This is a genomic window from Sphingomonas mucosissima, assembly GCF_002197665.1.
Classification (GTDB): Bacteria; Pseudomonadota; Alphaproteobacteria; order Sphingomonadales; family Sphingomonadaceae; genus Sphingomonas; species Sphingomonas mucosissima.
This window is the reverse complement of record NZ_NBBJ01000001.1, coordinates 360,371-382,952: the sequence shown is the minus strand read 5'-3', so window position 1 is coordinate 382,952 and position 22,582 is coordinate 360,371. Positions and strand designations below refer to the sequence as shown.

Sequence of the window (22,582 nt, the reverse complement as noted above, 5' to 3'; positions counted from 1 at the left end):
GCCCGGCGCCTGGCGAGCGGCAAATCGCATGCTTTCCCCGAATTTCCCCGCCGAACCCAACATTACTTGGTGGTCTTTTCGGGTGTGGGGCTTGCCTCAGCGGCGCTGGGCGCGACTCCGAGCTGGGCAAGCGGCTCGTTGTCGGCATCGGCCGCCATTGTGTTGGTGGCGGTCATGTTCGCCACCTCGCCCGCGCTCGTGGCGGCGGTGGATGATTGCTGGCGGTTGGCCGCACTGAACAGCGCACTTGCGAGGCCGATCAAAAGGATCACAGCGGCAAGGCCGACCATGCCGACCCGGACACGCTGCATCGCCTGACTATGGGATGCGCCCTGCTTCATCTTGTCGCGAGACTCTAACGCCGCGTCGCGTGCTTGTCGAACGTTGCGGGTCAAGGCCGCGCCGGCGCCAGGCCCTTCGATTCGCGCCAGCCGGGATTGTAGAGCGTCGAGAGGTAGCGAAAGCCGGTGTCGCACAGGATTGTCGCAATCCTCTTGCCCGGGCCGAGCGCCTGGGCGAGGCGCACCGCACCGGCCACGTTGATGCCGGAGGACAGCCCCAGGCACAGGCCCTCTTCGGCGAGCAAGCGGTCAACCCATTCCAGCCCCTCGGCATCCGAGATCCGGAACTGCGTATCGATCGGCGCCCCTTCCAGGTTGGCGGTGATCCGGCCCTGCCCGATCCCTTCGGCAACCGACGATCCCTCGCTCTTCAGCTCTCCACTGGCATAATAATGGTACAAGGCCGCGCCATGCGGATCGCTAAGCGCAATCGTGATCCGCTCGTCCTTTTCCTTCAGGCCCAGGCCGACGCCGGCGATCGTGCCGCCCGTGCCCGCGGCGCAAGTGAAGCCGTCAACCCGGCCATCCATCTGCGTCCAAATCTCCTCGGCCGTGCCCACGATATGCGCACGTCGATTGGCGATATTGTCGAATTGGTTGGCCCAGATTGCGCCTGGCGTCTCGTCGGCGATGCGGCGCGACTGATGCACGAAATGACACGGGCTGGAATAGGGCGCCGCCGGCACGGTCACCAGTTCGGCGCCAAGCGCGCGCAGCGTGTCCATCTTTTCCTTGGACTGGGTGTCGGGCATTACGATGATCGTGCGATAGCCCTTGGCGTTGGCGACCAGCGCCAGCCCGATCCCCGTATTCCCCGCCGTGCCCTCAACGATCGTCCCGCCGGGCTGAAGCGCGCCGCGCGCCTCCGCATCCTCGACGATGAAAAGCGCCGCGCGATCCTTCACGCTGGCGCCCGGATTGGCAAACTCGCACTTGCCGAAGATATCGCACCCCGTTGCCTCACTCGGCCCCTTCAAACGGACGAGCGGCGTGTGACCAATAAGCGAAAGCGTGTCTGAGGCGGTATGCATGACAACCTAGATGGCGCGGCAGGCGCGGACCGGCAACCGCGGCTTGCGCTTTGCCGCGCGAAAGCCCTGCTACTCACGGCTTACCCGGCCGTTATTCAACCGCTTAGACCCTGAACCTCTTTCCGGAAGCAGCGTTGCTGGCGCAGAAGATCATGACTGTGAAATCATCCTTTTCGCCCGTCGCCTCCCCCGACGCGCGGGTGCTTGTCCTCGGCAGCCTTCCCGGCGAGCGGAGCCTGGCGGAACAGCGTTACTACGCGCATCCGCAAAACCAGTTCTGGGCGTTGATGTCGCCAGTCGTAGGGCGCGATCTGTCCACGCTTGATTATGAGGACCGGCTCGCCGCCTTGCAGGCCGCCCGCGTCGCGCTGTGGGACGTAGTGGCGACGGCACGGCGCACCGGCAGCACGGATGCCACGATCCGGGACGCGGCGGCAAATGATCTGCCCACGCTCCTGGGCCGCCTTCCCGAACTGCGTGCCGTCGCCTTCAACGGCGGCAAGGCGCTGTCGCTTGGCCGTGCCTTGCTGGGCGATCGCGGCCTGGCGGTCATCGCGCTTCCCTCGTCCAGCCCGCTCCACACGATCGGCCGGGAGGCCAAGCAGCCAGCCTGGAACGCCATCGCCGCCTACTTGGATTAGATGGCATTCTGCGCCACGCGGCGCGTCGACGCCGCTGGTGGCCGCAGGCGGCCGGGACCAGGCCGAAAGCGGCCGTTTCCCTCCTGCCGAGGTCACGTGCGAGGCCGCCACGCATCATCGCGAGGCCGGCAAATCTGGCGCCCACCCGCAGGCAACGCGTATCGATTCACGTGCGGTGCTCCATCCACGGATGGTCGGCGCGCCGTCTCCTTGAATGACGCTTGAATGATCTGGTTCCCGCCCACCATCACCTGCGTCGCCGAACAAGGCAAGCGACGAGGACTACGCCTTTGTTCAAGAACCGTTCATCTGTCAGCAGCGATATCCCAGGGTTATCATAGTCTTGCATTGTGCATTCCTATGATCACCGTCTTTGCGCAGCGTCGGAAAGGTACAAGCACCCAGTCTTCGCGAAACACGCGAAGTCCTGCTGAAGCATCTGTCATGACGGTCGAAGGCCTTTTGTGCTCCGCTCGTCTCCGGACTTGCCCGGCCTACCGACACTCACTTGCGCGGAACCGCCAAGCGACGGCCTCGTTTCATAACTGAACCAACGACGAGGAGTAATCATGTACCGTTACGCATTCCTGCTGCTTGCCGCCGCAACGCCGCTCGCCGCCAATGCGCAGGGCACCCAGGCTCCCGCCCCCGCCGCCCAGACCGGCGCAGCCCAGACCGGGGCAGCACAGACTGGCGCAGCCCCCAAAGTCGGCGGCACCGTCTACGACGCCCAGGGCGGCACGGTGGGCACCATCGCCTCGACCGACGGCACCAATGCGGTCGTCGATACCGGCACGGTGAAGGCGGCAATTCCGCTGACGTCGTTCGGCACGGGGCCGAACGGGCCGTTGCTGGCGATGACCAAGGCTGAGCTGGAGGCCGCCGCCGGTCAGGGCGCGGCACAAGCGGCGCAGAACTTCCGGTCGCAGCTGACGACCGGCGCCACCGTATATGGTGTGGGCGGGTCCTCGCTCGGTACCATCAAGGCCGTTGAGGGTGAGTTTGTCACCGTCACAACAGCGAAGGGCGACGCGCGCCTGCCGCTTGGATCGTTCGGCCCGGGTCCGCAGGGCGTGACGATCGGCATGACCGCCGCGCAGCTCGATGCGGCAATGGCCGGTAAGTAAGGAATCGCCGCGGGGCAGAACGGCCCCGCGGCCCACTCACCCGGCCTAGTGCCGGAGAAAAATGGCCGGTTCGTGTAGCAACCCGGCCACTTCGGTTCAGGCGACCGCTTTCGCCTCTTCCAGCGCGGCACGAACCGCCGCGAGGGCGTCCTCGGCCTTGTCACCGTCCGGGCCGCCGCCCTGCGCCATGTCGGGCCGGCCGCCGCCGCCCTGCCCGCCGACCGCGGCGACCGCGCGCTTCACCAGATCGACCGCATTGTACGTGGCGACCAGATCGTCGGTGACGCCCACCGCCACGGTGGCACGACCTTCGTTGACCGCCACCAGCGCCGCGACACCGGACTCGATACGCTTCTTGGCGTCATCGACCGCGCCGCGCAGGCCCTTGGCCTCGAAGCCGTTCAGCACCTGGCCGACGAAGGCGACGCCGCCAACGGTTTCCGGACCTGCCGGGGCAGCGCCGCTGCCGCCGCCCATCGCCAGCGCCTTCTTCGCTTCGGCAAGCTCACGCTCCAGCCGGCGCTTCTCTTCGAGCAGCGAGGTGACGCGGCCAGGAACTTCGTCGGGGGTGGTGCGCAGCGCAGAGGCCGCCTCGCGCAGCTTGTCGTCGCGCGATGACAGATACGCACGCGCGGCCTCGCCGGTCAGCGCCTCGACGCGGCGGACGCCCGAAGACACTGCGCCCTCCCCGATCACCTTGAACAGGCCGATGTCGCCGAGCGCGTTGACATGGGTGCCGCCGCACAGTTCGATCGAATAGGTCTTGCCGCCATCGTCGCTGCCCATCGAAACGACGCGGACTTCGTCGCCATACTTTTCGCCGAACAGCGCCATGGCGCCCATCGCGATCGCATCGTCCGGCGTCATCAGGCGGGTGGTGACGGCGCCGTTCTGGCGAATCTTCGCGTTAACCGCCGCCTCGGCATCGGCGAGTTCCTCGGCGCTCATCGCGCTGGAATGGCTGACGTCGAAGCGCAGGCGATCGGGCGCAACGAGCGAGCCCTTCTGCGCGACATGCGTGCCGAGCCGCTGGCGCAGCGCCTCATGCAGCAGGTGGGTGGCGGAATGGTTGGCGCGGATCGCGGCGCGGCGCGCGACGTCGATCGCGAGCCTCACCGTGTCGCCGACCTTGATCTCGCCCGCGCTGAGCTTTGCGTGATGGACCCAGAGCTTGCCGAGCTGCTTGGAGGTTTCGGTGACCTCGGCGGCAAGACCCGCCTCGCTGCTGATCGTGCCGGCGTCGCCGACCTGACCGCCGCTTTCGCCATAAAAGGGCGTCTGGTTGACGATCACGTCGACCTGGTGGCCGCTGGCCGCCTTCTGCACCCGCGCACCGTCCTTGACCAGTGCGAGCACCACGCCCTCGCCGACGTCGCTGGCATAGCCGGTGAATTCGGTCGCGCCGACCTCCTCGGCGAGGTCGAACCAGAGTTCGTCTGATGCCTTCGCGCCCGAGCCCTTCCACGCGGCGCGTGCGGCGCGTTTTTGCTCTGCCATCGCCGCGTCGAAGCCAGCGCGATCGACGCCGAACGACTGGGCACGCAGCGCGTCCTCGGTCAGGTCATAGGGGAAGCCGAAGGTGTCATAGAGCTTGAACGCGGTTCCGCCCGGCAGCACGTCGCCCGGCTTCATACCGGCGGTTGCCTCGTCGAGCAGCTTCAGCCCCTTGTCGAGCGTCTGGCGGAAGCGGGTTTCCTCCTGCGCCAGCGTCGCCTCGATCAGCGGCTGCGCGCGGACCAGCTCGGGGTAAGCGGCGCCCATTTCGGCGACCAGCGCCGGCACCAGGCGGTGCATGAGCGGCTCCTTCGCGCCGAGGAGGTGCGCGTGGCGCATCGCGCGGCGCATGATGCGGCGCAGGACATAGCCGCGGCCGTCATTGGCCGGCAGCACGCCGTCTGCGACGAGGAAGCCGGAGGTCCGCAAGTGATCAGCGATCACGCGGTGCGATGCCTGATTGTCGCCAGTCGTCGGCGTGTGCGTCAGCGCACCCGAGGCGGCGATCAGCGCCTTGAACGTGTCCGTATCATAATTGTCGTGCACGCCCTGCATGACGGCGGCGATCCGCTCCAGCCCCATGCCGGTGTCGATCGACGGGCGCGGCAGATCACCGACGATCGTGTCGGCTTCCTGCACGAACTGCATGAAGACGAGGTTCCACACCTCGACGAAGCGGTCGCCATCCTCATCCGGCGATCCCGGGGGGCCACCGGGGATATGCTCGCCGTGATCGTAGAAGATCTCGCTGCACGGCCCGCACGGACCATCCGAGCCCATTGCCCAGAAATTGTCCTTTGTCGGGATGCGGATGATGCCGTGCTCGGGAAGGCCAGCGATCTTCTTCCACAGATCGAAAGCCTGATCGTCGGTGTGATAGACGGTCGCCGTCAGCTTGTCGGCGGGAAGACCCCATTCCTTGGTCAGCAGAGTCCAGGCGTGCGTGATCGCCTGTTCCTTGAAATAATCGCCGAACGAGAAATTGCCGAGCATCTCGAAAAAGGTGTGGTGCCGAGCGGTGTAGCCGACATTGTCGAGATCATTGTGCTTGCCGCCCGCCCGCACGCACTTCTGCGACGACGTCGCGGTGGAATAGGGGCGGCTTTCCAGTCCGGTGAACACGTTCTTGAACGGTACCATGCCTGCGTTGACGAACATCAGCGTCGGATCGTTCTGCGGCACCAGCGGCGCCGACGGCACGATGCTGTGCCCGGCGGAGCCGAAGTAATCGAGGAAGCTGCGGCGGATGTCGTTCGTCGAGGTCATGGAGCGCGACTTAATCGGGGACGCGCGCGGTGACCAGCATTTGTGTTGGGGCGAGATGCCGTGGGTAGGCGGTCGGGGCTGAAGATGGTTCTGCCCCTGGACTGCCCCCCCCTGTCAGGCTGGTCGCCATCCCCTGCCGTCACCCTGAACTTGTTTCAGGGTCCATCTGTCCGCCGGCACAGACGCCGTTTGTGGCGCGATGGATGCTGAAACGAGTTCAGCATGACGGCAGTTACAGGGGGTGAGATGTCGTGGGTGGGCGATGGGCAGACGATGGTGCGGACCCTGGACTGCCGCCCCCGTCAGGGCTGGCCGCCACACCCTGCCGTCACCTTGAACTTGTTTCAGGGTCCATCTGTCCGCCGACACAGACGCTGCTTGCGGCGCGATGGATGCTGAAACGAGTTCAGCATGACGGTAGTCAAATGGCGGTCGTCAGGACTCAGCCTTCGGTGGCACCTCCCGCGACCGGGGGCAGCGTCTGCTGATGCTGCACCACGCGCCACACATCATGCTCCAGCCGGCGCATCGTGGTGGTGCAATAGGCGATGTAATCCTCACCGTCGCGGTGCGCGGTCGCCTTGTAGGCGATGGTGATCAGGCCTTCCTGCGGGCGCATCACTTGCTGATCGCTGAACTCCACGTCCGACCAGCGCGGCGTATCCGACACGGCCTCAATGGCGGCCTCGGCCTTGTACACGAACGGCTGCGCTGGCAGCACCATGACGCATTCGTCGTCGACCAGCTCGCGGTAAACATCCGCGTCACCGGTCCACAGGCTCTTTTCGAAGCTCCAGATGCGTGTGTCTTCCATGCCGTCGATCTCCCTGTGCGCGAGCAGCCGTGCCGCGAAGAATTGTGTCGCAAAGAGCGAAGCGGCGGGGCGATCGTTCCCTGTTCAATCGGTGCCGGCTGGCGGATGCCACCGCCTTACGGCAGAAGCCACGTGCATGAGCGCGCTTGTCTTTATCGGCGCAGCGGTGGCGGAGATCGCCGGCTGCTTCAGCTTCTGGGCCTGGCTGCGGCTGGATCGATCGCCGTGGTGGATCGTGCCCGGGATCGGATCGCTTTGCCTGTTCGCGTATCTGCTGACGCTGGTCGATGCCAATCACGCCGGGCGCGCCTATGCCGCTTATGGCGGGATCTATATCGCCACGGCATTGCTGTGGTTGTGGCTGGCAGAAGGCGCGCGGCCGGATCGATGGGACGTGGCAGGCGCCTGCGTCTGCCTGATCGGCGCGGCAATCATCCTTTGGGGCCCGCGCGGCTGATCGGCCGCGAAAGCGGCCACTGCCACGCCGGCTTGGGACCTAGGGGAAGGCCTGTTCTCGGGTAAGCAGGGCTGGATTAGACACGCGGGCTTGACCTAGCCACGGCAATCCCCTTCACCGGTGAAAACAACCGCCGCCGTTCGCCGCAAGCCTGCCGAATACACGCATCTTCCATGGGAGAGCGCCGACAGGATGTTTCCGAAGGACGCGGCGGTTCCACGATGACGGAGCATACATGGCCAAGCGGCTGACCTTGTATATCATGATCGGCCTGGCGGCGGGCCTTGCTCTTGGCCTGTCGCTGAACGCGCTGATCGACGACGGCTCGCCAGCCGCAGCCGCCCGGCTGACCGAAATCGCCGGCTATTTCTCGATCGTCACGGCCGTGTTCCTGCGGCTGATCAAGATGATCATCGCCCCGCTGGTATTCGCCACGCTGGTCGCCGGCATCGCGCATATGGGCGACACTGCGGCGCTCGGCCGGATCGGGATGCGCTCGGTCGGCTGGTTCCTCATGGCCAGCCTGGTGAGCCTCACGCTCGGGCTGATCCTGGTCAATCTGTTCCAGCCGGGCGTCGGCCTCGATTTCGCGATCCCCGCGGTGACCGAAGCGAGCGGCGTGGAGAAGACCGCCTTTAACCTGAAGGATTTCATCACCCACGTCTTTCCCGCCTCCGGCGTGGAGGCGATGGCGAAGAACGAGATCCTTCAGATCGTGATCTTCTCCATCTTCATCGGCGTGGCGATCACCGCCGTCGGCGAAAAGGCAGCGCCGCTGGTGCGCGGCATCGAGGCGCTGGTGCAGGTGATGCTGACCGTCACCAACTACGTGATGCGCTTTGCCCCGGTGGCCGTGTTCGCGGCGGTGACGGGGACGCTGGCCGAGCGGGGGCCGTCGATCATCGGCAACCTCGCGTATTTCATGGGCACTTTCTACGTCGGCATCATCATCCTGTGGCTGCTGCTGATCGCGGTCTGCTATGCGATCGTCGGCCGCCGCACGACGCTGCTCGTGCGCTACATTCGCGAGCCGTTGCTGCTCGCCTTCTCCACCGCCTCGTCCGAAGCGGCCTATCCGCGCACGCTGGAGGCGCTGGACAAATTCGGCGTGCCGCCGCGGATCGCGAGCTTCGTGCTGCCGCTGGGGTATAGCTTCAACCTCGACGGCTCGATGATCTACATGACCTTCGCGACGATCTTCATCGCGCAGGCTTATGGCATCGATCTCAGCCTCGGGCAGGAAATCACCATGCTGCTGGTGCTGATGATCACCAGCAAGGGGATCGCGGGCGTGCCGCGCGCGAGCCTCGTCGTGATCGCCGCGACGCTCGGCTTCTTCGACATCCCGGAGGCTGGCCTGCTGCTGATCCTGGGCATCGACCATTTCCTCGACATGGGCCGTTCCGCCACCAACGTCGTCGGCAATGCCGTGGCGAGCGCGGTGATCGCCAAGTGGGAAGGAAAGCTCGATCCCTTGGAGCCGGATGCGATCGAAGGACCGCCGGCGCCGAGCGGGCATGGCCCGGCGCACCCGACCGACAGCTTCCACGACACGCCCGCGCTCGGCGGGGACGATCGGCGCGCCTGAACTGCTGGAAGGTTAGTGCCACGCCCTATCGACGGGCGTGGCTCCGGCGAACGGGGCGGCTCACGTCGTGGCTTGGCCGCCCGTCAGATCATGCCGCGTCAGGCGTAGCTGTACGGCCCGCCCGCCCGCAGCGCCGCCTGATAGGCGGGACGGGCGTGGACCTTCTCCAGCCAGGCAATGGTGGCAGAGCGGGAGGAGTCCAGGCCAGCGCGGCTGCGGCCTGCTTCCAGCGGGAAGCTCATCATCACGTCCGCCCCGGTGAGCGAGTCGCCGGCGAACCACGGCTGGCGGGCAAGATGCGCCTCCACGAAGTCGAGGTGGCTTTCGATCCAGGGGCGGATCCGCTTCTGCGCCGCCTTGCCGAAGAAGGGCACGCGGCTGAGCACCAGGGTGACGAGCAGCGGCGGCATCAGCGAGCCTTCGGCATAGTGGAGCCAAAAGCGGTAATCGAGCGCCGCCGTCCGGTTGGCCGGCGGGCCGAGCCGGCCGTCCGCCTTGTCGACCAGATACTCGACGATCGCACCGGTTTCCGCGACAACCCGGCCGCCATCGCCGGTATCCTCGATCACGGGTGACTTGCCGAGCGGGTGGACGCGCTTCAACTCCGGCGGGGCGAGCATCGTCTTCTTGTCGCGTTCGTAGCGCCGGACCTCATAGGGGAGGCCCAGCTCCTCGAGCATCCACAGCACGCGCTGCGACCGAGAATTCTCGAGATGGTGGACGATGATCATTTGCCGCTCCCCTGTGCGTAGGCCGTGACTATCCACGCCGCGGCAGGAAACTCAACCGCATCGCCCACCACATGCTGGCTGAGCACAACGCGCAACCGCTCCAGCAGTGCCGGCCGGTCCGCTTCGGATGCGGCGGCAATCGTTCGGGACACCGGACCGATGCAGCGGAAGAAGTCGGCGGCGTCGGCTGCAGGATCAGCGCCCTCCCCCGCGCGGTAGAGATAATCGGCCGGCGCGATGCTGATGCGGGCGAGGCCGGCGTCGACGAGCAGTTCGTGAACCATGTCGCGATCCGCGAAGGCGAACGGGCCCGGGGCATAACCCGCTGGTGAATCGAGCCGCCCACCGAGGGAAGCGATGGTTTCCGACGCCCAGGGATTGTCGGCCGCTGCACGGAAGCACGAGAAGATCAGCGGCGCGCCGGGCCGCAGCGCGGCGGCGATGCCGCGAAAGGCGGCGAGCGGATCGTCGAAGAACATCACGCCATGCCGCGATACGGCAAGATCAAGCGGGGAGTGAGGTTCAAGCGCCTGCGGCACCATGCCGGCCACGAAACGCAGATTGTCGAGCCCGCGCTCGGCGGCTCGCTCCTGCGCCACGGCGACCAGCGCGGCCGAGAGGTCGACGCCCAATATCTCGAGCTCCGGCCGGGCGGCGGCGAGCGCAAGGCTGGTAGCGCCTGCGCCGCAGCCGAGATCGACCGCACGGCCCGCGTTCGGCGCGAGGGCATGGATGGCGGCATCGAGCTGACGCGACAACGCGGCGAAGCTGCGGTCAGTGCGGCGCCATTCGGCTGCCCAAACATCGCCCACGCGGGTCTGCCAATCGGGTGCGGTGGTCATCGGCGTTCCTTCTGCGTGACGGAGACGAGGATGGTAGCAGATCGCACCGTGGATGCGTGCGGCGCGAATGTTGAGAATGTTGAGAATGTTGAGGCGCTGGCGCGGCTTTTTCCAACAGCTGCGGCTGGCCGGAACGTACAAAGGGCCGGCACCTCGCGGCACCGGCCCTTTCTGTTGATGCTGGGTTGGACTCTGCCGTCCGTGCATCTGCGTTCGATCAGACGTCGTCTTCCTCGGACGGCCCGGCCATCAGTTCCTCACCGAGGCCCTCCTGGCGCGCACGGATCTGGCGCTCCAGGCGCTCGGCCACTTCGGTGTTCTCGCGCAGGTAGTTCTTCGAATTCTCGCGGCCCTGACCGATGCGGATCGAATCATAGCTGAACCACGAACCCGACTTCTCGACGAGGCCCGCCTTGACGCCGAGATCGATGATCTCGCCGAGCTTCGAAATGCCCTCGCCGAACATGATGTCGAATTCGACCTGCTTGAATGGCGGCGCGACCTTGTTCTTCACCACCTTGACGCGGGTCTGGTTGCCCGTGGCCTCCTCGCGATCCTTGACCGAGCCGATGCGGCGCACGTCGAGGCGGACCGAGGCGTAGAACTTCAGCGCGTTGCCACCCGTGGTCGTCTCGGGCGAGCCGTACATCACGCCGATCTTCATGCGGATCTGGTTGATGAAGATGACAAGGCAGTTCGAGCGGCTGATCGTGCCGGTCAGCTTGCGCAGCGCCTGGCTCATCAAGCGGGCTTGAAGGCCGACGTGGCTGTCGCCCATTTCGCCCTCGATTTCGGCGCGCGGCACGAGCGCGGCGACCGAATCGATCACCAGCACGTCGATCGCGTTCGACCGCACCAGCGTATCGACGATCTCAAGCGCCTGCTCGCCCGTATCGGGCTGCGAGACGATCAGCTCGTCGATGTTGACGCCCAGCTTCTTGGCATAGGCCGGATCGAGCGCGTGCTCCGCGTCAACGAAGGCCGCCGTGCCGCCTGCCTTTTGCGATTCGGCAATCGCGTGAAGCGCGAGTGTCGTCTTGCCCGACGATTCAGGCCCGAAGATCTCGACGATGCGGCCCTTCGGCAGCCCGCCGACGCCAAGCGCGATGTCGAGCCCGAGGCTGCCGGTGGAGACCACCTCGACCTTCATCGTCTCCTTTGCGCCGAGCTTCATTGCCGAGCCCTTGCCGAACGCGCGATCGATCTGCGCGAGGGCGGCGTCGAGCGCCTTTTGACGATCCGAGTTCGCGCTTGCCATGTTGTTAGGGATCACCTTCAGATTGGCGGCCATTGGGAAGCCCTTTCGCTAAAGCAAGCGCGCGAACCGTTCAACGCGTGAACGGCATGTATTACATTTGTTCCGCGGGAACAAGTAGGGAACGATTGTTTTCTGTAGCGTGGTTTGGATCGCGGCGGATGTTGCTCGCGATAGGCGTAGTAGGAGCATGCGGACGGCTGGATGCCGGGACTCGCCCGGCATGACGGTATGGGCGCGTGTTCGCGCGGCAACGATCGGAAGCGCCGCGATGGACTGGATCCCGGATCACGTCCGGGACGACCAGTGCCGAGTTACTGCGCGCTCGTCACCGTGGTGGTGGAAGTTGGTGAAACCGCCGCATTCGAGGCGACCGTATTGAACGCCGGACGATTGGCGACGCGAATCGCCGGTTCACCCTTCATTCCGGGGAAGCGCGGCCACATGCCTTGGGCGAGCGCGGAGCGACTGACCGATTCCTTTCGGCCGGTCTGTCCTTCATACATCCAGTAATTGCGCAGTACCGTCACGACATAGCCGCGCGTCTCCCAATACGGGATGCTCTCGATGTAGAGCAGCGGATCGCCGTTATCGCGGACGAGCGAATTCCACTCGCCGACCGGCTTGGGCCCGGCGTTATACGCGGCGATCACCTTGGGCAGCAGACCCTGCGTCAGGCCCATGTCGCGCAGCTTTTCCAGATGCCGCTGGCCGATATCGATGTTGGTCGATGGGCGGGTGAGCGCCGATTTGTCGACCGATACGCCCCGCTCGCGCATGTAATCGGTGGCAGCAGCGGGCATGATCTGCATGAGCCCGTAAGCGCCCGCGGGCGAGACGACCTTGTTGCGGAAGCCCGATTCCTGGAGCGTGTGCGCATAGACCAGCGCCTTGTCGACCCGCCAGCCGGTGTCCGGCGTCCAGTTCGGCGTGGGATAACGCGTTTCCGCCGTGGCCACGAAGCCTTGCGGGCAATTGTGCGCGAGCCACACCACGCTGGCCGGCAGGTTCATCTGCTCCGTTACGCGCATCAGGCTGGCGAATTCGGCCGCGGGGCCGATCTTGGCCTGCTGCCGGACCACCTGATCCGCAGCATCGTTCTCGCCGATCTCGGCCAAGGCGGCAGCAACGCGCACGTTCGGGCGGCGCTCGACGCTGGCCCAATCGCTCGTCACCTTCTGCGGCTTGACCGCCGCGGTCTGCATGCCGAGCGACTGACGCGCCAATTGTCCGTAGAACGTCTCGCCATATTGCGCCGCGTTGCGCAGCCGCGCCTCGATCCGGTCCGGGCGGCCGCAGATCATGTCGGCACGACTGGCCCAATAAAGCCCGGCCGCGCGCATATCGGTGTCGCCGGCGCGCGCGGACACGGCCTGGAATCCTTCGCCAGCGGCGGCGCAATCATTCTGGCGCCAAGCGGCCAGCGCCGACGTCCAGCGCGCATGCGTGGCCCAATCACCCCGCCCCTGCGCGGCCTTGTCGCCCAGGCGGCGCGCATCGCCGTCGAGACCCTGAAGAAAATAGATCCAGGCGACGCGGGATTGCCATTCGGTGGCCGTCTCCGGCGAAAGCCCGCTGGTCGATTCGAGCAGCGCCTCCGCCTCGCGCCCCATGTCGCCCTTCACATAAGGCTGCATGCGCGTGGCGAGATCGGCGGCGATCGCGTCACTGCGCGTGGCCTTCGCGCGGACGCGGATGGGGGCGCCATCCTGCCAGACGAGCCGCTGCGGTACCGGCAGTTGCGGCAGCTCGGCCGCGCCCCGCGCCTTTGCGAGCCGGGCGATCGCCTCGGCCTGCGGCAGTTCGGGCGCGTCGGTCAGCAAGCGGACAAGCGGCTCCAGCTCCACGCGGGGCGAGCCCTTGGCCGTGTAGAGTTCGGCGCGCGCGTAGCTGTGCAGCGGCCCGGGGACCATCGCGTCGAGGCCGATCTGTGCATCCTGCCAGCGGCTTTCGCGAATGGCGGCGAAGACGGCGCGATATTGCGTGCGCTGTTCGGCGGTGAGCTGGGACGGAAGCGACGGCGTGGCCGCGCTCGCAGCGCCCGCCGGAGCCGCGGGCTCGGCGGCCGCCACCGCCGGCATCATCGCGGCAAAAGATACGGCGGCAAGCAACACCCGGCTCACTTCGATCCCCCCATCAGCATCTGCAGATCTCTCCAAGCCTCAGCCTTCAGGACGGGTCTTTCCAGCAGCATGCGCGGATGGAAGCTCGCCACGACCTCGCTCTGACTGTCATTCTTATGGTTAAAAGCGTGCAAACGTCCGCGCGCCTGCAAGACGTTCGCCGACAATATGGCACGGCTAGCCGCATCGCCCATTACGAGCAACCGCTTGGGTGCCGCCAGGGTGACGTGATGGCGGGCGATTTCCGCGAGCCGCGACTCCATCTCGCGCGGGAGGCGCCCTGCGGAAGGGCGCGCTGCGCACATGCTCGCGAGATGGACGTCGGCGCGGCTGCGCCCGATCGCGGCGAGCATCCGATCAAACAAACGCCCCGCCGCACCGCCGAGCAGCGAATCGCACGAATCGCGTTCGGGACAATCGATCAGGATCATCAGGTCGGCGCCGGCCGGACCGGTGGCGGGAACGAGCGATATGTTCCAGCTGGCTTCCGGCGCGGCCGGGCCGATCCGCCATTCCAGCAGCTCGGCGATCGTTGCGGGCAACGTGCCGGCCGCAGGCAAAGAATGGTCAGCAGGGGCAGTGGCGCCACTGAGATCACGCTCGGGCGCAAGAGCCGTGACCAGTTCCGCCGGCTCAGGGGAAAGCCAGTCGAACGGTTCATCGCCAACGAGCACATCCACGCCGGCGTCGCGCCACCATTCCATTGCGCTTGCCGCGGCTTGCCGCCAATCGATGTTTGGATCTGCCCCCATGTGCACCCACTTAAGCCTGATGGTTGACGTGGCGGTCAATTCGCTGAACAGCCATGGAAGACGGAACGTTGCCGGCATGCGCCCGAATGCGGGGGCGATGGGCGGGTTGGCAGATGGAGAGAATAATGAGCGAACGCGAGTCGATGCCGTATGATGTTGTGATCGTGGGAGCCGGGCCGGCGGGCCTGAGCGCCGCGATCCGGCTCAAACAGCTCGCGGCCGAGAAAGAGGCCGAGGTTTCGGTCTGCGTGCTCGAAAAGGGCAGCGAAGTCGGCGCGCACATCCTGTCGGGCGCGGTGATCGATCCACGCAGCCTCGACGAGCTGCTGCCGAATTGGCGCGAGGACGGCTGCCCGCTGGCCGAAGTGCCGGTGACGCAGAACATCCACTGGGTGCTGAGCCGCAAGGGCAAGTTCAACCTGCCGCACCTGTGGACCCCGCCGTTCCTGCACAACAAGGGCACTTATACGGGGAGCCTTGGCAATCTCTGCCGCTGGCTCGCCGGCAAGGCCGAAGAGCTGGGCGTCGAAATCTTCCCGGGCTTCGCCGCGGCCGAGATCCTGTTCAACGAGGACGGCAGCGTGAAGGGCGTCGCGACCGGCGACATGGGCGTGGCTCGCGACGGCACGCGCAAGCCCGATTACCAGCCGGGGCTGGAGCTCCACGCGAAATACACCTTCTTCTCCGAGGGGTGCCGCGGGCATCTCTCAAAGGAGCTGATGCGCATCTTTGACCTGCGCGCCGATTGCGATCCGCAGTCTTACGGGCTGGGCATCAAGGAATTGTGGGACATCGATCCCGCGCTGCACGAGCCGGGCAAGGTGATCCACACGCAGGGCTGGCCGCTCAGCGAAAGCGAGACCAATGGTGGCGGCTGGATCTATCACCAGGCGAACGGGCAGGTCAGCCTCGGCCTCGTCACCTGGCTGAACTATTCCAATCCGCACGTCTTTCCGTTTGCCGAGATGCAGCGCTGGAAGACGCATCCGGAGATCGCCGCGCTGCTCAAGGGCGGCAAGCGCGTCAGCTATGGCGCGCGCGCGATCAGCGACGGCGGCCTGCAGTCGATCCCGAAGCTGGTGTTCCCGGGCGGCGCGCTGATCGGCGACAGCGCCGGCTTCCTCAACGTGCCGCGGATCAAGGGCACGCATACCTCGATGAAGAGCGGCATGATGGCCGCCGAAGCCGCCGTCGACGCGATCCTGTCGCAGCGCCAGAGCGACGAGCTGACCGCTTACCCCGCGGCCTTCGAGGCTTCGTGGGTGAAGAAGGAGCTGTCGATCGTCCGCAACGTGGCGCCGCTGGTGAAGAAGTTCGGCGATTTCATGGGCTCGGGCATCGCGGGCATCGCGATGTGGATGGAGTATATTGGCCTGAAGTGGCCCTTCACCATGAAGCAGCATGCCGACCACGACACGCTGTGGCGCAAGGACATGGTCAAGAAGATCGACTATCCCAAGCCCGATGGCGTGCTGACGTTCGATCGCCTGTCCTCGGTGTTCCTGTCGAACACCAATCACGAGGAGGATCAGCCGATCCACCTGACGCTAAAGGACCCGGACATCCCGGTGACCTACGACCTGCCGCTCTATGACGAGCCGGCGCAGCGCTACTGCCCGGCGGGTGTGTACGAGATCGTTGGCGAGGAAACGGGCGATCCGAAATTCGTGATCAACGCGCAGAACTGCGTCCATTGCAAGACCTGCGACATCAAGGATCCGACGCAGAACATCAACTGGGTGGTGCCCGAGGGCGGCGGTGGGCCGAACTATCCGAACATGTAAGCTGGCCAGGCGGTCAGCCGCGCCGTCCGCCGTGGATCGTCACCGCGAGCATGGGTCAGCAGCCCGCTCCTCGCGGGGCGTTGCAGCGGCGGACGGCCTCCGGCTCCTGGCCGGGGCGAGGCGTTTGCTGGGCGGCGCGGCGCTCGCGCTGGTGGCGCTGCCCGCAAGCGCTTCGACGCCGGATCTGCTCGCCTACATGCAGGCGCGCGCCGCCGATGGCGATGGTGCGTCGGGGCTCGCCGCGCGTCGCTATGCCGATGCGTTGGCCGCCGTGCCCGGTGACACGGGGGTGGCGGCCCATGCCTATCGTCAGGCGATCACGGCCGGCGACCTGAAACTCGCCTTCGAGGCGGCAGCGACACTCGGCCACGCCGCCCCGGCGGACGCCGATCTGCTGATCCTTGCCAGTGCCGCCGCCCACGATGATCTCCCTGCGGCACAGGCGGCGATCCGCCGCATCGGCAAGAGCCAGCTTGCCGTCCTGTCCGCGCCTCTCGCGGCTTGGGCGGCGCTGGCGAGCGGGGGGGATCCGCTGCCGCTGCTTGCCGCCGCGCGCGACGACGCGGTGGCACGGCGCTTCGCCGGTGAGACCCGCGCACTGATCCTGATCGCGCAAGGCCACACCACGGAGGGGCTGGCGACGCTTCGCGCGGTGCTGGGTACGGGCCAGGCGAGCGAAGACATGAGGATCATCGCCGCGCGGCTGTTGATCGGCCTGGGCAAAGCCGCGGAAGCCCGCTCCTTGCTGATCGGAGATGCGCCAGCGATTGCGGCATTTCGCGCCCGGCCAGGCACCGGCAGCAAGCCGACGCTTGGGTTCGGCATGTCCGCCCTGCTGACCCGCGTGGTGACCGACCTGATCGTCGGCCCGCCTGGCCCCTTGCCGCTCGCCATGGCGCAGGCCGCCGTGATTGCCTATCCCGCAAACGATCGCGCGCGGCTGCTGCTCGGCTATGCGCTGGGCCGCACCGGAGAAACGAACCGGGCGCTCGCCACGCTGGCGACGATCGCTGCCGACAGCCCCTATGCGCAGGCGGCGAAAGGCGGACGCGTTCAGATCCTCGCCGATGCCGGCCGCATGAACGAAGCCCTGGTCCACGCGGAGGCGCTGGCCAAGAACGGGGATACGGCTGCGCTTCAACGCTATGCGGATCTGTTATCGGGAGCCACACGGCCCGCCGACGCTGCGCCAATATATCGACGGATCATCGATCAGGCGAAAGGCGAAGCGGACTGGTCAGTCTGGCTGCAATATGGCGCCGCGCTGGACGAAGCCGGCGATTGGCCCGGCGCCCACCGCGCACTTGCCCAGGCGGTGCGGCTCGCCCCGGACGAGCCGTTGGCGCTCAACTATCTCGGCTATGCGCAGATCAGCCACGGCGAGCCGGTCGGCCCCGCTCAGACGCTGCTGGAAAAGGCGAGCCGGCTGAAGCCGCAGGACGCGGCGATCACCGATTCGCTTGGTTGGGCTTATTATCTCTCCGGCGAGCCGAAGCGGGCCTTGCCCTTGATCGAGCGCGCGGCGGCGGCCTCCCCGACCGATATCGAGGTCAACGAGCATCTCGGCGACGTTTACTGGGCGGTCGGCCGTCGCTTCGCTGCCCGCTACGCCTGGCGCGCGGCTCAGGTCGTGGCCGACGCGGAGAATGCGGCACGGCTGGCGGTCAAGATCGCGAACGGACCAGCCCAGCGCCCATGACCCATGAAACCGTGATCGTGGAGCCGGCCCCGGCCAAGCTGAACCTTGCCCTGCACGTGCGCCGGCGTAGGGCCGACGGCTATCACGATATCGAGACGCTGTTCGCGTTCTGCCGCGACGGCGATGTCATCACCCTGGCGCCATCGCGGAAGGACGAGTTCCGCATCATCGGGCCGTTCGCGGCGGCGCTTACGGCGTCTGCCGCGAATGAAGGCCCCTCCTCCGCGCCCGCTGACAATCTGGTGATCCGCGCCTTGGAGGCGTTTCGGCAGCGCTTTGCTGTCGACGCGCGGTGCGAAATCACGCTGGAGAAGAACCTGCCAGTAGCGTCAGGGATCGGCGGCGGATCGGCGGACGCCGCGGCGACGCTGCGCGCGCTTGCGCGGGCTCATGGTATCGCACTCGATGATCCAGGTCTGATCGAGATTGCGGCTGGCCTCGGCGCCGACGTGCCCGCGTGCCTTGCGGGCCGCACAGCATTTGGAACGGGCAAGGGCGATGCCCTGGTCCCGGTCGCGCAGTGGCAGGGGACGCCAGTGTTGCTGGTGAACCCACGCGTGGGTGTTTCCACCGCCGCTGTCTTCGGCGGGTGGGACGGCGTGGATCGCGGGGCGCTCGATCCCGCCGATCCGCGCGGCGGGCGCAACGATCTCGAACACCCCGCGCGCTTGGTTGCGCCGGTGATCGCCGATGTGGTGGCGCTGCTTCAGGCTCAGCCCGGCGTCACGCTTGCCCGAATGTCCGGGTCGGGCGCGACGTGCTTTGCCTTGTTCGAGCGGGTGGACGATCGCGACCGGGCAAGCGCCGCAGTCTCCGCAGCGGCCCCCGAATGGTGGCAGTTGGCGACCGCACTCGCATGATCGATCTCGACCAGGACGGGCCAATCGCGCGGCTGACGCTCGACCGCCCTGAACGGCGCAACGCGATGGGCACCGCGCACTGGCAGGCGCTCGCCGATGTGGTTGGGCGCATACCCGGTGATGCCGCAGTGGTGCTGCTGCGATCGGCCGTGCCCGGCACGTTTTCGGCCGGCGCGGACCTGAGCGAGATCGCGCACCTGGCCGACGAGCCGGAACGCCGGGCGCCGTTTCGCCTCGCCCTTCGCGCGGCTGCCAATGCGCTGGCCGGGCTGCCGATGCCGGTGGTTGCCGCGATCGACGGTGGCTGCCACGGCGCTGGCTTCGTCCTGGCACTGGCGGCGGACGTACGGGTCGCGGGCGAGCGCGCGAGCTTCGCGCTTCCGCCGGCGAAGCTGGGCATCGGCTACCCGGCGGAGGATATTGGCCGCCTATCGGCGTTGACCGGCCCCGGACAAGCAGCACGGTTGCTGTTCACGGCCGAGACGATCGACGCAGCCGAAGCGCATCGCATCGGATTGGTGGACATGATCGGCGACGGAGCCGCGGTGTCCGCCAGCATCGCCGCCAATGATCGGGACGCTCTGGTGATGCTGAAGGCGATGCTGCGCGATCCTGGCGACCCGGCGCATAGCCGCGCCTTTGAAAACAGCTTTGGAAGCGCACGATTCCGGAGCGGCACGCAACGCTATCGTTGATCGTCGGCGGCAGGCGGGCGATACCGCATCCATGCCGATTGATCAGACCCTGCCGTTCACCCCAGTGCGCATCGCCGTGCTGACCGTTTCCGACACCCGCGGGCTCGCGGAGGATCGCTCGGGCGATACGTTGGTGGCGCGGCTTGCGGAGGCTGGGCACATTCTGGCCGATCGGCATATCCTGCGCGACGACGCCGACATGATTGTCGCGCAGCTTCATGCCTGGATCGAGGACGAGGCGATCGACTGCGTGATCACCACCGGCGGCACCGGCGTGACGGGCCGGGACGTGACGCCCGAGGCAGTGGAGCGGGTCGCGGACAAGATGATCCCGGGTTTCGGCGAGCTCTTCCGCTGGCTCTCCTATCAGACGATCGGCACCTCGACGGTGCAGTCGCGCGCGTGCGCTTGCGTCGCGCGCGGCACCTACATCTTTGCGCTGCCCGGATCGACCGGGGCGGTGAAGGATGCGTGGGACGGCATCCTGCGCGATCAGCTCGATAGCCGGCACCGGCCATGCAATTTCGTGGAGCTGATGCCGCGGCTGACCGAGCGCTAACCGCCTGTAAATGGCGGCCGAACCTGATATGTTCTGCCGCGATGAGTGTTGTTCCCGCTACCCTGCCCGCGTCCGATCCGTGCGACTTCGTGGTGATCGACGTGGAAACCGCCTGTTCGCGCGTGAGCAGCATCTGCCAGATCGGCATCGTCGGCTTTCGCGCGGGCGTGGAGGTCTTCGCCTATGACACGCTGGTCGACCCGTGCGACGAATTCTCGCCCTTCAACACGCGCATTCATGGGCTGTGCGAAGACTACGTCATGAACCAGCCGACCTATGCGGAGGTGCATGCGACGGTTGCGGCGCATCTCGGCGGGCGCGTGACGGTGGCGCATTCGATGTTCGACAAGGGGGCGCTGGCGGCGGCGTGCGCGATACACGCGCAGACGCCGATCGATGCCACCTGGCTCGACAGCGTTCGGGTCGCCAAGCGCGCCTGGCCCGATTTGCCGAGTCATCGGCTGAGCGCGCTCGCGAAGTTCCTGGGCCTCAGGCACAAGCATCACAACGCGCTGAGCGACGCGCGCGCCGCTGGCATGGTGATCGTGCGGGCGATCGATCATACCGGCATTGATCTTGGCGGCTGGCTGAACCCCGCGACATACCGCACGTCCGCGGCGCCGAAGCCCGCGCCCGACGGCCCGCTAAAGGGCGAGCGGATCGCGATCCTCGGCGAGACGCGCAATGGGGCGCTTGGCCAGTGGCTAGCGGAAATGGGCGGGCGAGTCGCCGCCTCGGTCGGCACCAGCTCGACGATGTTGGTGGTCAGCAACGAGCAACCCTACGGTCGCTTCTTTCATGCCAGCCCGGCCCATCGTCGCGCGGAGGAGCTGCAGCGCGCGGGCTCGCGGATCGAGATCGTGTCGGAAGACGCGCTGCGCGCGCGAGTCGCGGCAGCGGGCTGAGCCCGTCCAACTTGCCGCAATGGTGTGAGATCTCTGGTCGGGGCGACAGGATTCGAACCTGCGACCCCCACACCCCCAGTGTGGTACTCGCAACCGCCCTAATGCCGGAATTTTCAGGATTATTTTTGAGAATACACTGCTTTAGAGCGGACAAGAACACCTCATTAATGACCTGCATTGCCACGGAGTGCTACGGAACGTACGCTGCGGTGATTGCTAGGTGATTGCTGGACTACAATCTTTATGGCGACCGGGAAAATCACAATGCGGAGCGTGGACGCGCTGACGGCCTCCTCAAGCGATACGTTTCTCTGGGACGAAGGCCTCCGCGGGTTCGGCGTAAAAGTCACGCCGGCCGGAAACAAGACGTACCTTGTTCAATATAGAATGGCGGGTCGCTCCTCCAAAACTCAGCGAATTAGCATTGGAAGGCATGGTACTTTCACAGCAGCGACTGCTCGGGAGCGTGCTGAAACCTTGCTTCGCTTGGCAGCATCAGGAACTGACCCTAGGGAAACGTTGGTAGGTACAACACCCGCGCCCGCATCGGCACTCACACCTGAGAGTTCATCTAGTGATCAAGCTTCGACGGAGTTTGGATCCTATTCAGAGCATTTCCTTGCCATGTACGGGAGGCGGACGTGGCGCCCACGTACGTACGCTTCCGCAGAAAGCAACCTTCGCCGTTGGGTCCGACCTGTGCTGGCGGGTAAGTCCGTGCGCACCATAAGCCGCCGCGACCTCGCAGACGTTTTCGATCGGCTCCCAATGTCCAGTCCGGCGCTGCCACGCAACCTCTACGCTCTCCTCCGAAAGCTTTTTGCCTGGGCGGTAGAACGGGGCGACATCGACCGTTCACCATTCGAACAGATGCGATCGCCGAAGGCAGTCGCCAGCCGTGATCGTGTCCTTAATGATGCTGAGCTGGCGCTGATTGCCGTATTCGCCGGAGAACTGAACGCTCCTTTCGACGCCTACGCTCGGCTTCTCATCGTGACCGGCCAGCGAAGGGACGAGGTCTCCGGAATGCGATGGGAGGAACTTAGCCAGGAAGCCGCCACATGGACCATACCCGGATCGCGCACGAAGAACGGGCAGGTTCATGTCGTGCCTCTCGGCTCGATCGCGCAGATCGAATTAAATAGCCTAGCTACTAAAGGTAAATGGCCGAGTAGCGGACTGGTTTTCACAACAACGGGGACCACGCCAATCTCCGGTTATTCGAAGGCAAAGCGCCAGTTGGACGACAGCATCGCCCAAGCAGCGGGTAGGCGATTAGCGGCATGGCGCTTCCACGACCTGCGACGTACGTTCGCCACCAACATGCAACGGCTAGGTGTCCGATTTGAGGTAACCGAAGCACTACTCAATCATGTGGGAGGCGCAAAGTCCGGTATCGCTGCGGTTTACCAGAGACACGACTGGGCGCCGGAGAAAATCGAAGCCATCAATCTTTGGGAGGCGCACCTGCGCTCTATTGTGGAGAGCGCTGGTTCAGCGCCAGCGCGATAACCACCGGGTTCCAAGAGCCCTGAGATCGCCAGCTACCGTGAGGTTAAGCTGGCCTCTGCCGATCTTGAGCGAAGGCCGAATTCGATTAGATCCAGATCTGCTTCAT

General features: G+C 66.0%; 20 protein-coding genes and 1 pseudogene. 12 read left to right on the top strand and 9 right to left on the bottom strand.

What is annotated here, in order from left to right:
• Positions 1 to 62 precede the first annotated feature (62 nt).
• Together SPMU_RS01785 and SPMU_RS01780 are read right to left on the bottom strand one after the other, a co-directional pair.
• On the bottom strand, positions 63 to 341 hold the full coding sequence (locus SPMU_RS01785) for a hypothetical protein (RefSeq protein WP_088331350.1): 279 nt from the start codon (positions 339 to 341) through the stop codon (positions 63 to 65).
• 50 nt (positions 342 to 391) lie between these two features.
• Positions 392 to 1,372, bottom strand: a complete 981-nt coding sequence (locus SPMU_RS01780) for a cysteine synthase A (RefSeq protein ID WP_088331348.1) — start codon at positions 1,370 to 1,372, stop codon at positions 392 to 394.
• A gap of 152 nt (positions 1,373 to 1,524) precedes the next feature.
• Here SPMU_RS01780 and SPMU_RS01775 point away from each other — a divergent pair, with 152 nt between their 5' ends.
• Positions 1,525 to 2,013 (top strand): DNA-deoxyinosine glycosylase, encoded by a 489-nt coding sequence (locus tag SPMU_RS01775; RefSeq protein WP_088333098.1) that lies wholly within the window; start codon positions 1,525 to 1,527, stop codon positions 2,011 to 2,013.
• A gap of 569 nt (positions 2,014 to 2,582) precedes the next feature.
• On the top strand, positions 2,583 to 3,140 hold the full coding sequence (locus SPMU_RS01770) for a hypothetical protein (protein ID WP_088331346.1): 558 nt from the start codon (positions 2,583 to 2,585) through the stop codon (positions 3,138 to 3,140).
• Between the two features lie 96 nt (positions 3,141 to 3,236).
• On the opposite strand, the gene alaS is transcribed toward SPMU_RS01770, so the two are convergent.
• The gene (gene alaS / locus SPMU_RS01765; RefSeq protein WP_088331344.1) at positions 3,237 to 5,900 is read right to left on the bottom strand and encodes an alanine--tRNA ligase; all 2,664 of its coding nucleotides are present in this window, start codon (positions 5,898 to 5,900) and stop codon (positions 3,237 to 3,239) included.
• 442 nt (positions 5,901 to 6,342) lie between these two features.
• The gene (locus SPMU_RS01760; protein WP_088331342.1) at positions 6,343 to 6,714 is read right to left on the bottom strand and encodes a nuclear transport factor 2 family protein; all 372 of its coding nucleotides are present in this window, start codon (positions 6,712 to 6,714) and stop codon (positions 6,343 to 6,345) included.
• 136 nt (positions 6,715 to 6,850) lie between these two features.
• On the opposite strand from SPMU_RS01760, the gene SPMU_RS01755 reads away from it, so the two are divergent.
• Together SPMU_RS01755 and SPMU_RS01750 are read left to right on the top strand one after the other, a co-directional pair.
• A complete protein-coding gene (locus SPMU_RS01755) occupies positions 6,851 to 7,171 on the top strand; it encodes a YnfA family protein (protein ID WP_088331340.1) in 321 nt (106 codons plus the stop codon).
• Between the two features lie 235 nt (positions 7,172 to 7,406).
• Complete coding sequence (locus tag SPMU_RS01750) at positions 7,407 to 8,759, top strand: dicarboxylate/amino acid:cation symporter (RefSeq protein ID WP_088331338.1); 1,353 nt, start codon at positions 7,407 to 7,409, stop codon at positions 8,757 to 8,759.
• Positions 8,760 to 8,857: 98 nt separating this feature from the next.
• On the opposite strand, the gene SPMU_RS01745 is transcribed toward SPMU_RS01750, so the two are convergent.
• From SPMU_RS01745 to SPMU_RS01725, 5 genes are all read right to left on the bottom strand, one after another.
• The gene (locus SPMU_RS01745) at positions 8,858 to 9,490 is read right to left on the bottom strand and encodes a glutathione S-transferase family protein (RefSeq protein ID WP_088331336.1); all 633 of its coding nucleotides are present in this window, start codon (positions 9,488 to 9,490) and stop codon (positions 8,858 to 8,860) included.
• On the bottom strand, positions 9,487 to 10,332 hold the full coding sequence (locus SPMU_RS01740; RefSeq protein ID WP_088333097.1) for a class I SAM-dependent methyltransferase: 846 nt from the start codon (positions 10,330 to 10,332) through the stop codon (positions 9,487 to 9,489). The genes SPMU_RS01745 and SPMU_RS01740 overlap by 4 nt, the downstream gene beginning before the upstream one ends.
• Positions 10,333 to 10,549: 217 nt before the next feature.
• The gene (recA, locus tag SPMU_RS01735; RefSeq protein WP_088331334.1) at positions 10,550 to 11,623 is read right to left on the bottom strand and encodes a recombinase RecA; all 1,074 of its coding nucleotides are present in this window, start codon (positions 11,621 to 11,623) and stop codon (positions 10,550 to 10,552) included.
• A 278-nt stretch (positions 11,624 to 11,901) separates the two neighbouring features.
• Complete coding sequence (locus SPMU_RS01730; RefSeq protein ID WP_088333096.1) at positions 11,902 to 13,671, bottom strand: lytic transglycosylase domain-containing protein; 1,770 nt, start codon at positions 13,669 to 13,671, stop codon at positions 11,902 to 11,904.
• A 35-nt stretch (positions 13,672 to 13,706) separates the two neighbouring features.
• The gene (locus tag SPMU_RS01725; RefSeq protein ID WP_088333095.1) at positions 13,707 to 14,462 is read right to left on the bottom strand and encodes a uracil-DNA glycosylase; all 756 of its coding nucleotides are present in this window, start codon (positions 14,460 to 14,462) and stop codon (positions 13,707 to 13,709) included.
• Between the two features lie 125 nt (positions 14,463 to 14,587).
• Here SPMU_RS01725 and SPMU_RS01720 point away from each other — a divergent pair, with 125 nt between their 5' ends.
• The 8 genes and pseudogenes from SPMU_RS01720 (at position 14,588) to SPMU_RS17155 (ending at position 22,476) form a co-directional block, all read left to right on the top strand.
• Positions 14,588 to 16,246: an electron transfer flavoprotein-ubiquinone oxidoreductase gene (locus SPMU_RS01720; protein WP_088331332.1), complete on the top strand. Its 1,659-nt coding sequence runs from the start codon at positions 14,588 to 14,590 to the stop codon at positions 16,244 to 16,246.
• Positions 16,247 to 16,370: 124 nt separating this feature from the next.
• Positions 16,371 to 17,945: a tetratricopeptide repeat protein gene (locus tag SPMU_RS01715; protein ID WP_245832660.1), complete on the top strand. Its 1,575-nt coding sequence runs from the start codon at positions 16,371 to 16,373 to the stop codon at positions 17,943 to 17,945.
• On the top strand, positions 17,942 to 18,805 hold the full coding sequence (locus tag SPMU_RS01710; protein ID WP_211275689.1) for a 4-(cytidine 5'-diphospho)-2-C-methyl-D-erythritol kinase: 864 nt from the start codon (positions 17,942 to 17,944) through the stop codon (positions 18,803 to 18,805). Before SPMU_RS01715 ends, SPMU_RS01710 begins: the two co-directional genes overlap by 4 nt.
• Positions 18,802 to 19,500, top strand: coding sequence for an enoyl-CoA hydratase/isomerase family protein (locus tag SPMU_RS01705; protein ID WP_088331330.1), 699 nt, complete (start codon positions 18,802 to 18,804; stop codon positions 19,498 to 19,500). The genes SPMU_RS01710 and SPMU_RS01705 overlap by 4 nt, the downstream gene beginning before the upstream one ends.
• Positions 19,501 to 19,531: 31 nt before the next feature.
• Complete coding sequence (moaB, locus tag SPMU_RS01700) at positions 19,532 to 20,059, top strand: molybdenum cofactor biosynthesis protein B (protein WP_088331328.1); 528 nt, start codon at positions 19,532 to 19,534, stop codon at positions 20,057 to 20,059.
• 41 nt (positions 20,060 to 20,100) lie between these two features.
• Positions 20,101 to 20,964: an exonuclease domain-containing protein gene (locus SPMU_RS01695; protein WP_088331326.1), complete on the top strand. Its 864-nt coding sequence runs from the start codon at positions 20,101 to 20,103 to the stop codon at positions 20,962 to 20,964.
• Positions 20,965 to 21,207: 243 nt separating this feature from the next.
• Positions 21,208 to 21,705: pseudogene (locus SPMU_RS17160) on the top strand (integrase arm-type DNA-binding domain-containing protein); the annotation flags it as partial.
• A 27-nt stretch (positions 21,706 to 21,732) separates the two neighbouring features.
• Entirely contained in the window at positions 21,733 to 22,476 is a 744-nt protein-coding gene (locus SPMU_RS17155) for a site-specific integrase (protein ID WP_245832844.1), read from the top strand.
• Positions 22,477 to 22,582: the final 106 nt, after the last annotated feature.

What these genes read in the sequence shown, in the direction of transcription:
- SPMU_RS01755 (WP_088331340.1), top strand. Translation starts at nt 6,851, where the DNA reads ATGAGCGCGCTTGTCTTTATCGGCGCAGCGGTGGCGGAGATCGCCGGC.
- SPMU_RS01720 (WP_088331332.1), top strand. Translation starts at nt 14,588, where the DNA reads ATGAGCGAACGCGAGTCGATGCCGTATGATGTTGTGATCGTGGGAGCC.
- SPMU_RS01780 (WP_088331348.1), bottom strand. Translation starts at nt 1,372, where the DNA reads ATGCATACCGCCTCAGACACGCTTTCGCTTATTGGTCACACGCCGCTC.
- SPMU_RS01705 (WP_088331330.1), top strand. Translation starts at nt 18,802, where the DNA reads ATGATCGATCTCGACCAGGACGGGCCAATCGCGCGGCTGACGCTCGAC.
- SPMU_RS01750 (WP_088331338.1), top strand. Translation starts at nt 7,407, where the DNA reads ATGGCCAAGCGGCTGACCTTGTATATCATGATCGGCCTGGCGGCGGGC.
- alaS (WP_088331344.1), bottom strand. Translation starts at nt 5,900, where the DNA reads ATGACCTCGACGAACGACATCCGCCGCAGCTTCCTCGATTACTTCGGC.
- SPMU_RS01785 (WP_088331350.1), bottom strand. Translation starts at nt 341, where the DNA reads ATGAAGCAGGGCGCATCCCATAGTCAGGCGATGCAGCGTGTCCGGGTC.
- recA (WP_088331334.1), bottom strand. Translation starts at nt 11,623, where the DNA reads ATGGCCGCCAATCTGAAGGTGATCCCTAACAACATGGCAAGCGCGAAC.
- SPMU_RS01775 (WP_088333098.1), top strand. Translation starts at nt 1,525, where the DNA reads ATGACTGTGAAATCATCCTTTTCGCCCGTCGCCTCCCCCGACGCGCGG.
- SPMU_RS01695 (WP_088331326.1), top strand. Translation starts at nt 20,101, where the DNA reads ATGAGTGTTGTTCCCGCTACCCTGCCCGCGTCCGATCCGTGCGACTTC.
- SPMU_RS17155 (WP_245832844.1), top strand. Translation starts at nt 21,733, where the DNA reads ATGTCCAGTCCGGCGCTGCCACGCAACCTCTACGCTCTCCTCCGAAAG.
- SPMU_RS01710 (WP_211275689.1), top strand. Translation starts at nt 17,942, where the DNA reads ATGACCCATGAAACCGTGATCGTGGAGCCGGCCCCGGCCAAGCTGAAC.
- SPMU_RS01730 (WP_088333096.1), bottom strand. Translation starts at nt 13,671, where the DNA reads ATGATGCCGGCGGTGGCGGCCGCCGAGCCCGCGGCTCCGGCGGGCGCT.
- SPMU_RS01740 (WP_088333097.1), bottom strand. Translation starts at nt 10,332, where the DNA reads ATGACCACCGCACCCGATTGGCAGACCCGCGTGGGCGATGTTTGGGCA.
- SPMU_RS01760 (WP_088331342.1), bottom strand. Translation starts at nt 6,714, where the DNA reads ATGGAAGACACACGCATCTGGAGCTTCGAAAAGAGCCTGTGGACCGGT.
- SPMU_RS01745 (WP_088331336.1), bottom strand. Translation starts at nt 9,490, where the DNA reads ATGATCATCGTCCACCATCTCGAGAATTCTCGGTCGCAGCGCGTGCTG.
- moaB (WP_088331328.1), top strand. Translation starts at nt 19,532, where the DNA reads ATGCCGATTGATCAGACCCTGCCGTTCACCCCAGTGCGCATCGCCGTG.
- SPMU_RS01725 (WP_088333095.1), bottom strand. Translation starts at nt 14,462, where the DNA reads ATGGGGGCAGATCCAAACATCGATTGGCGGCAAGCCGCGGCAAGCGCA.
- SPMU_RS01770 (WP_088331346.1), top strand. Translation starts at nt 2,583, where the DNA reads ATGTACCGTTACGCATTCCTGCTGCTTGCCGCCGCAACGCCGCTCGCC.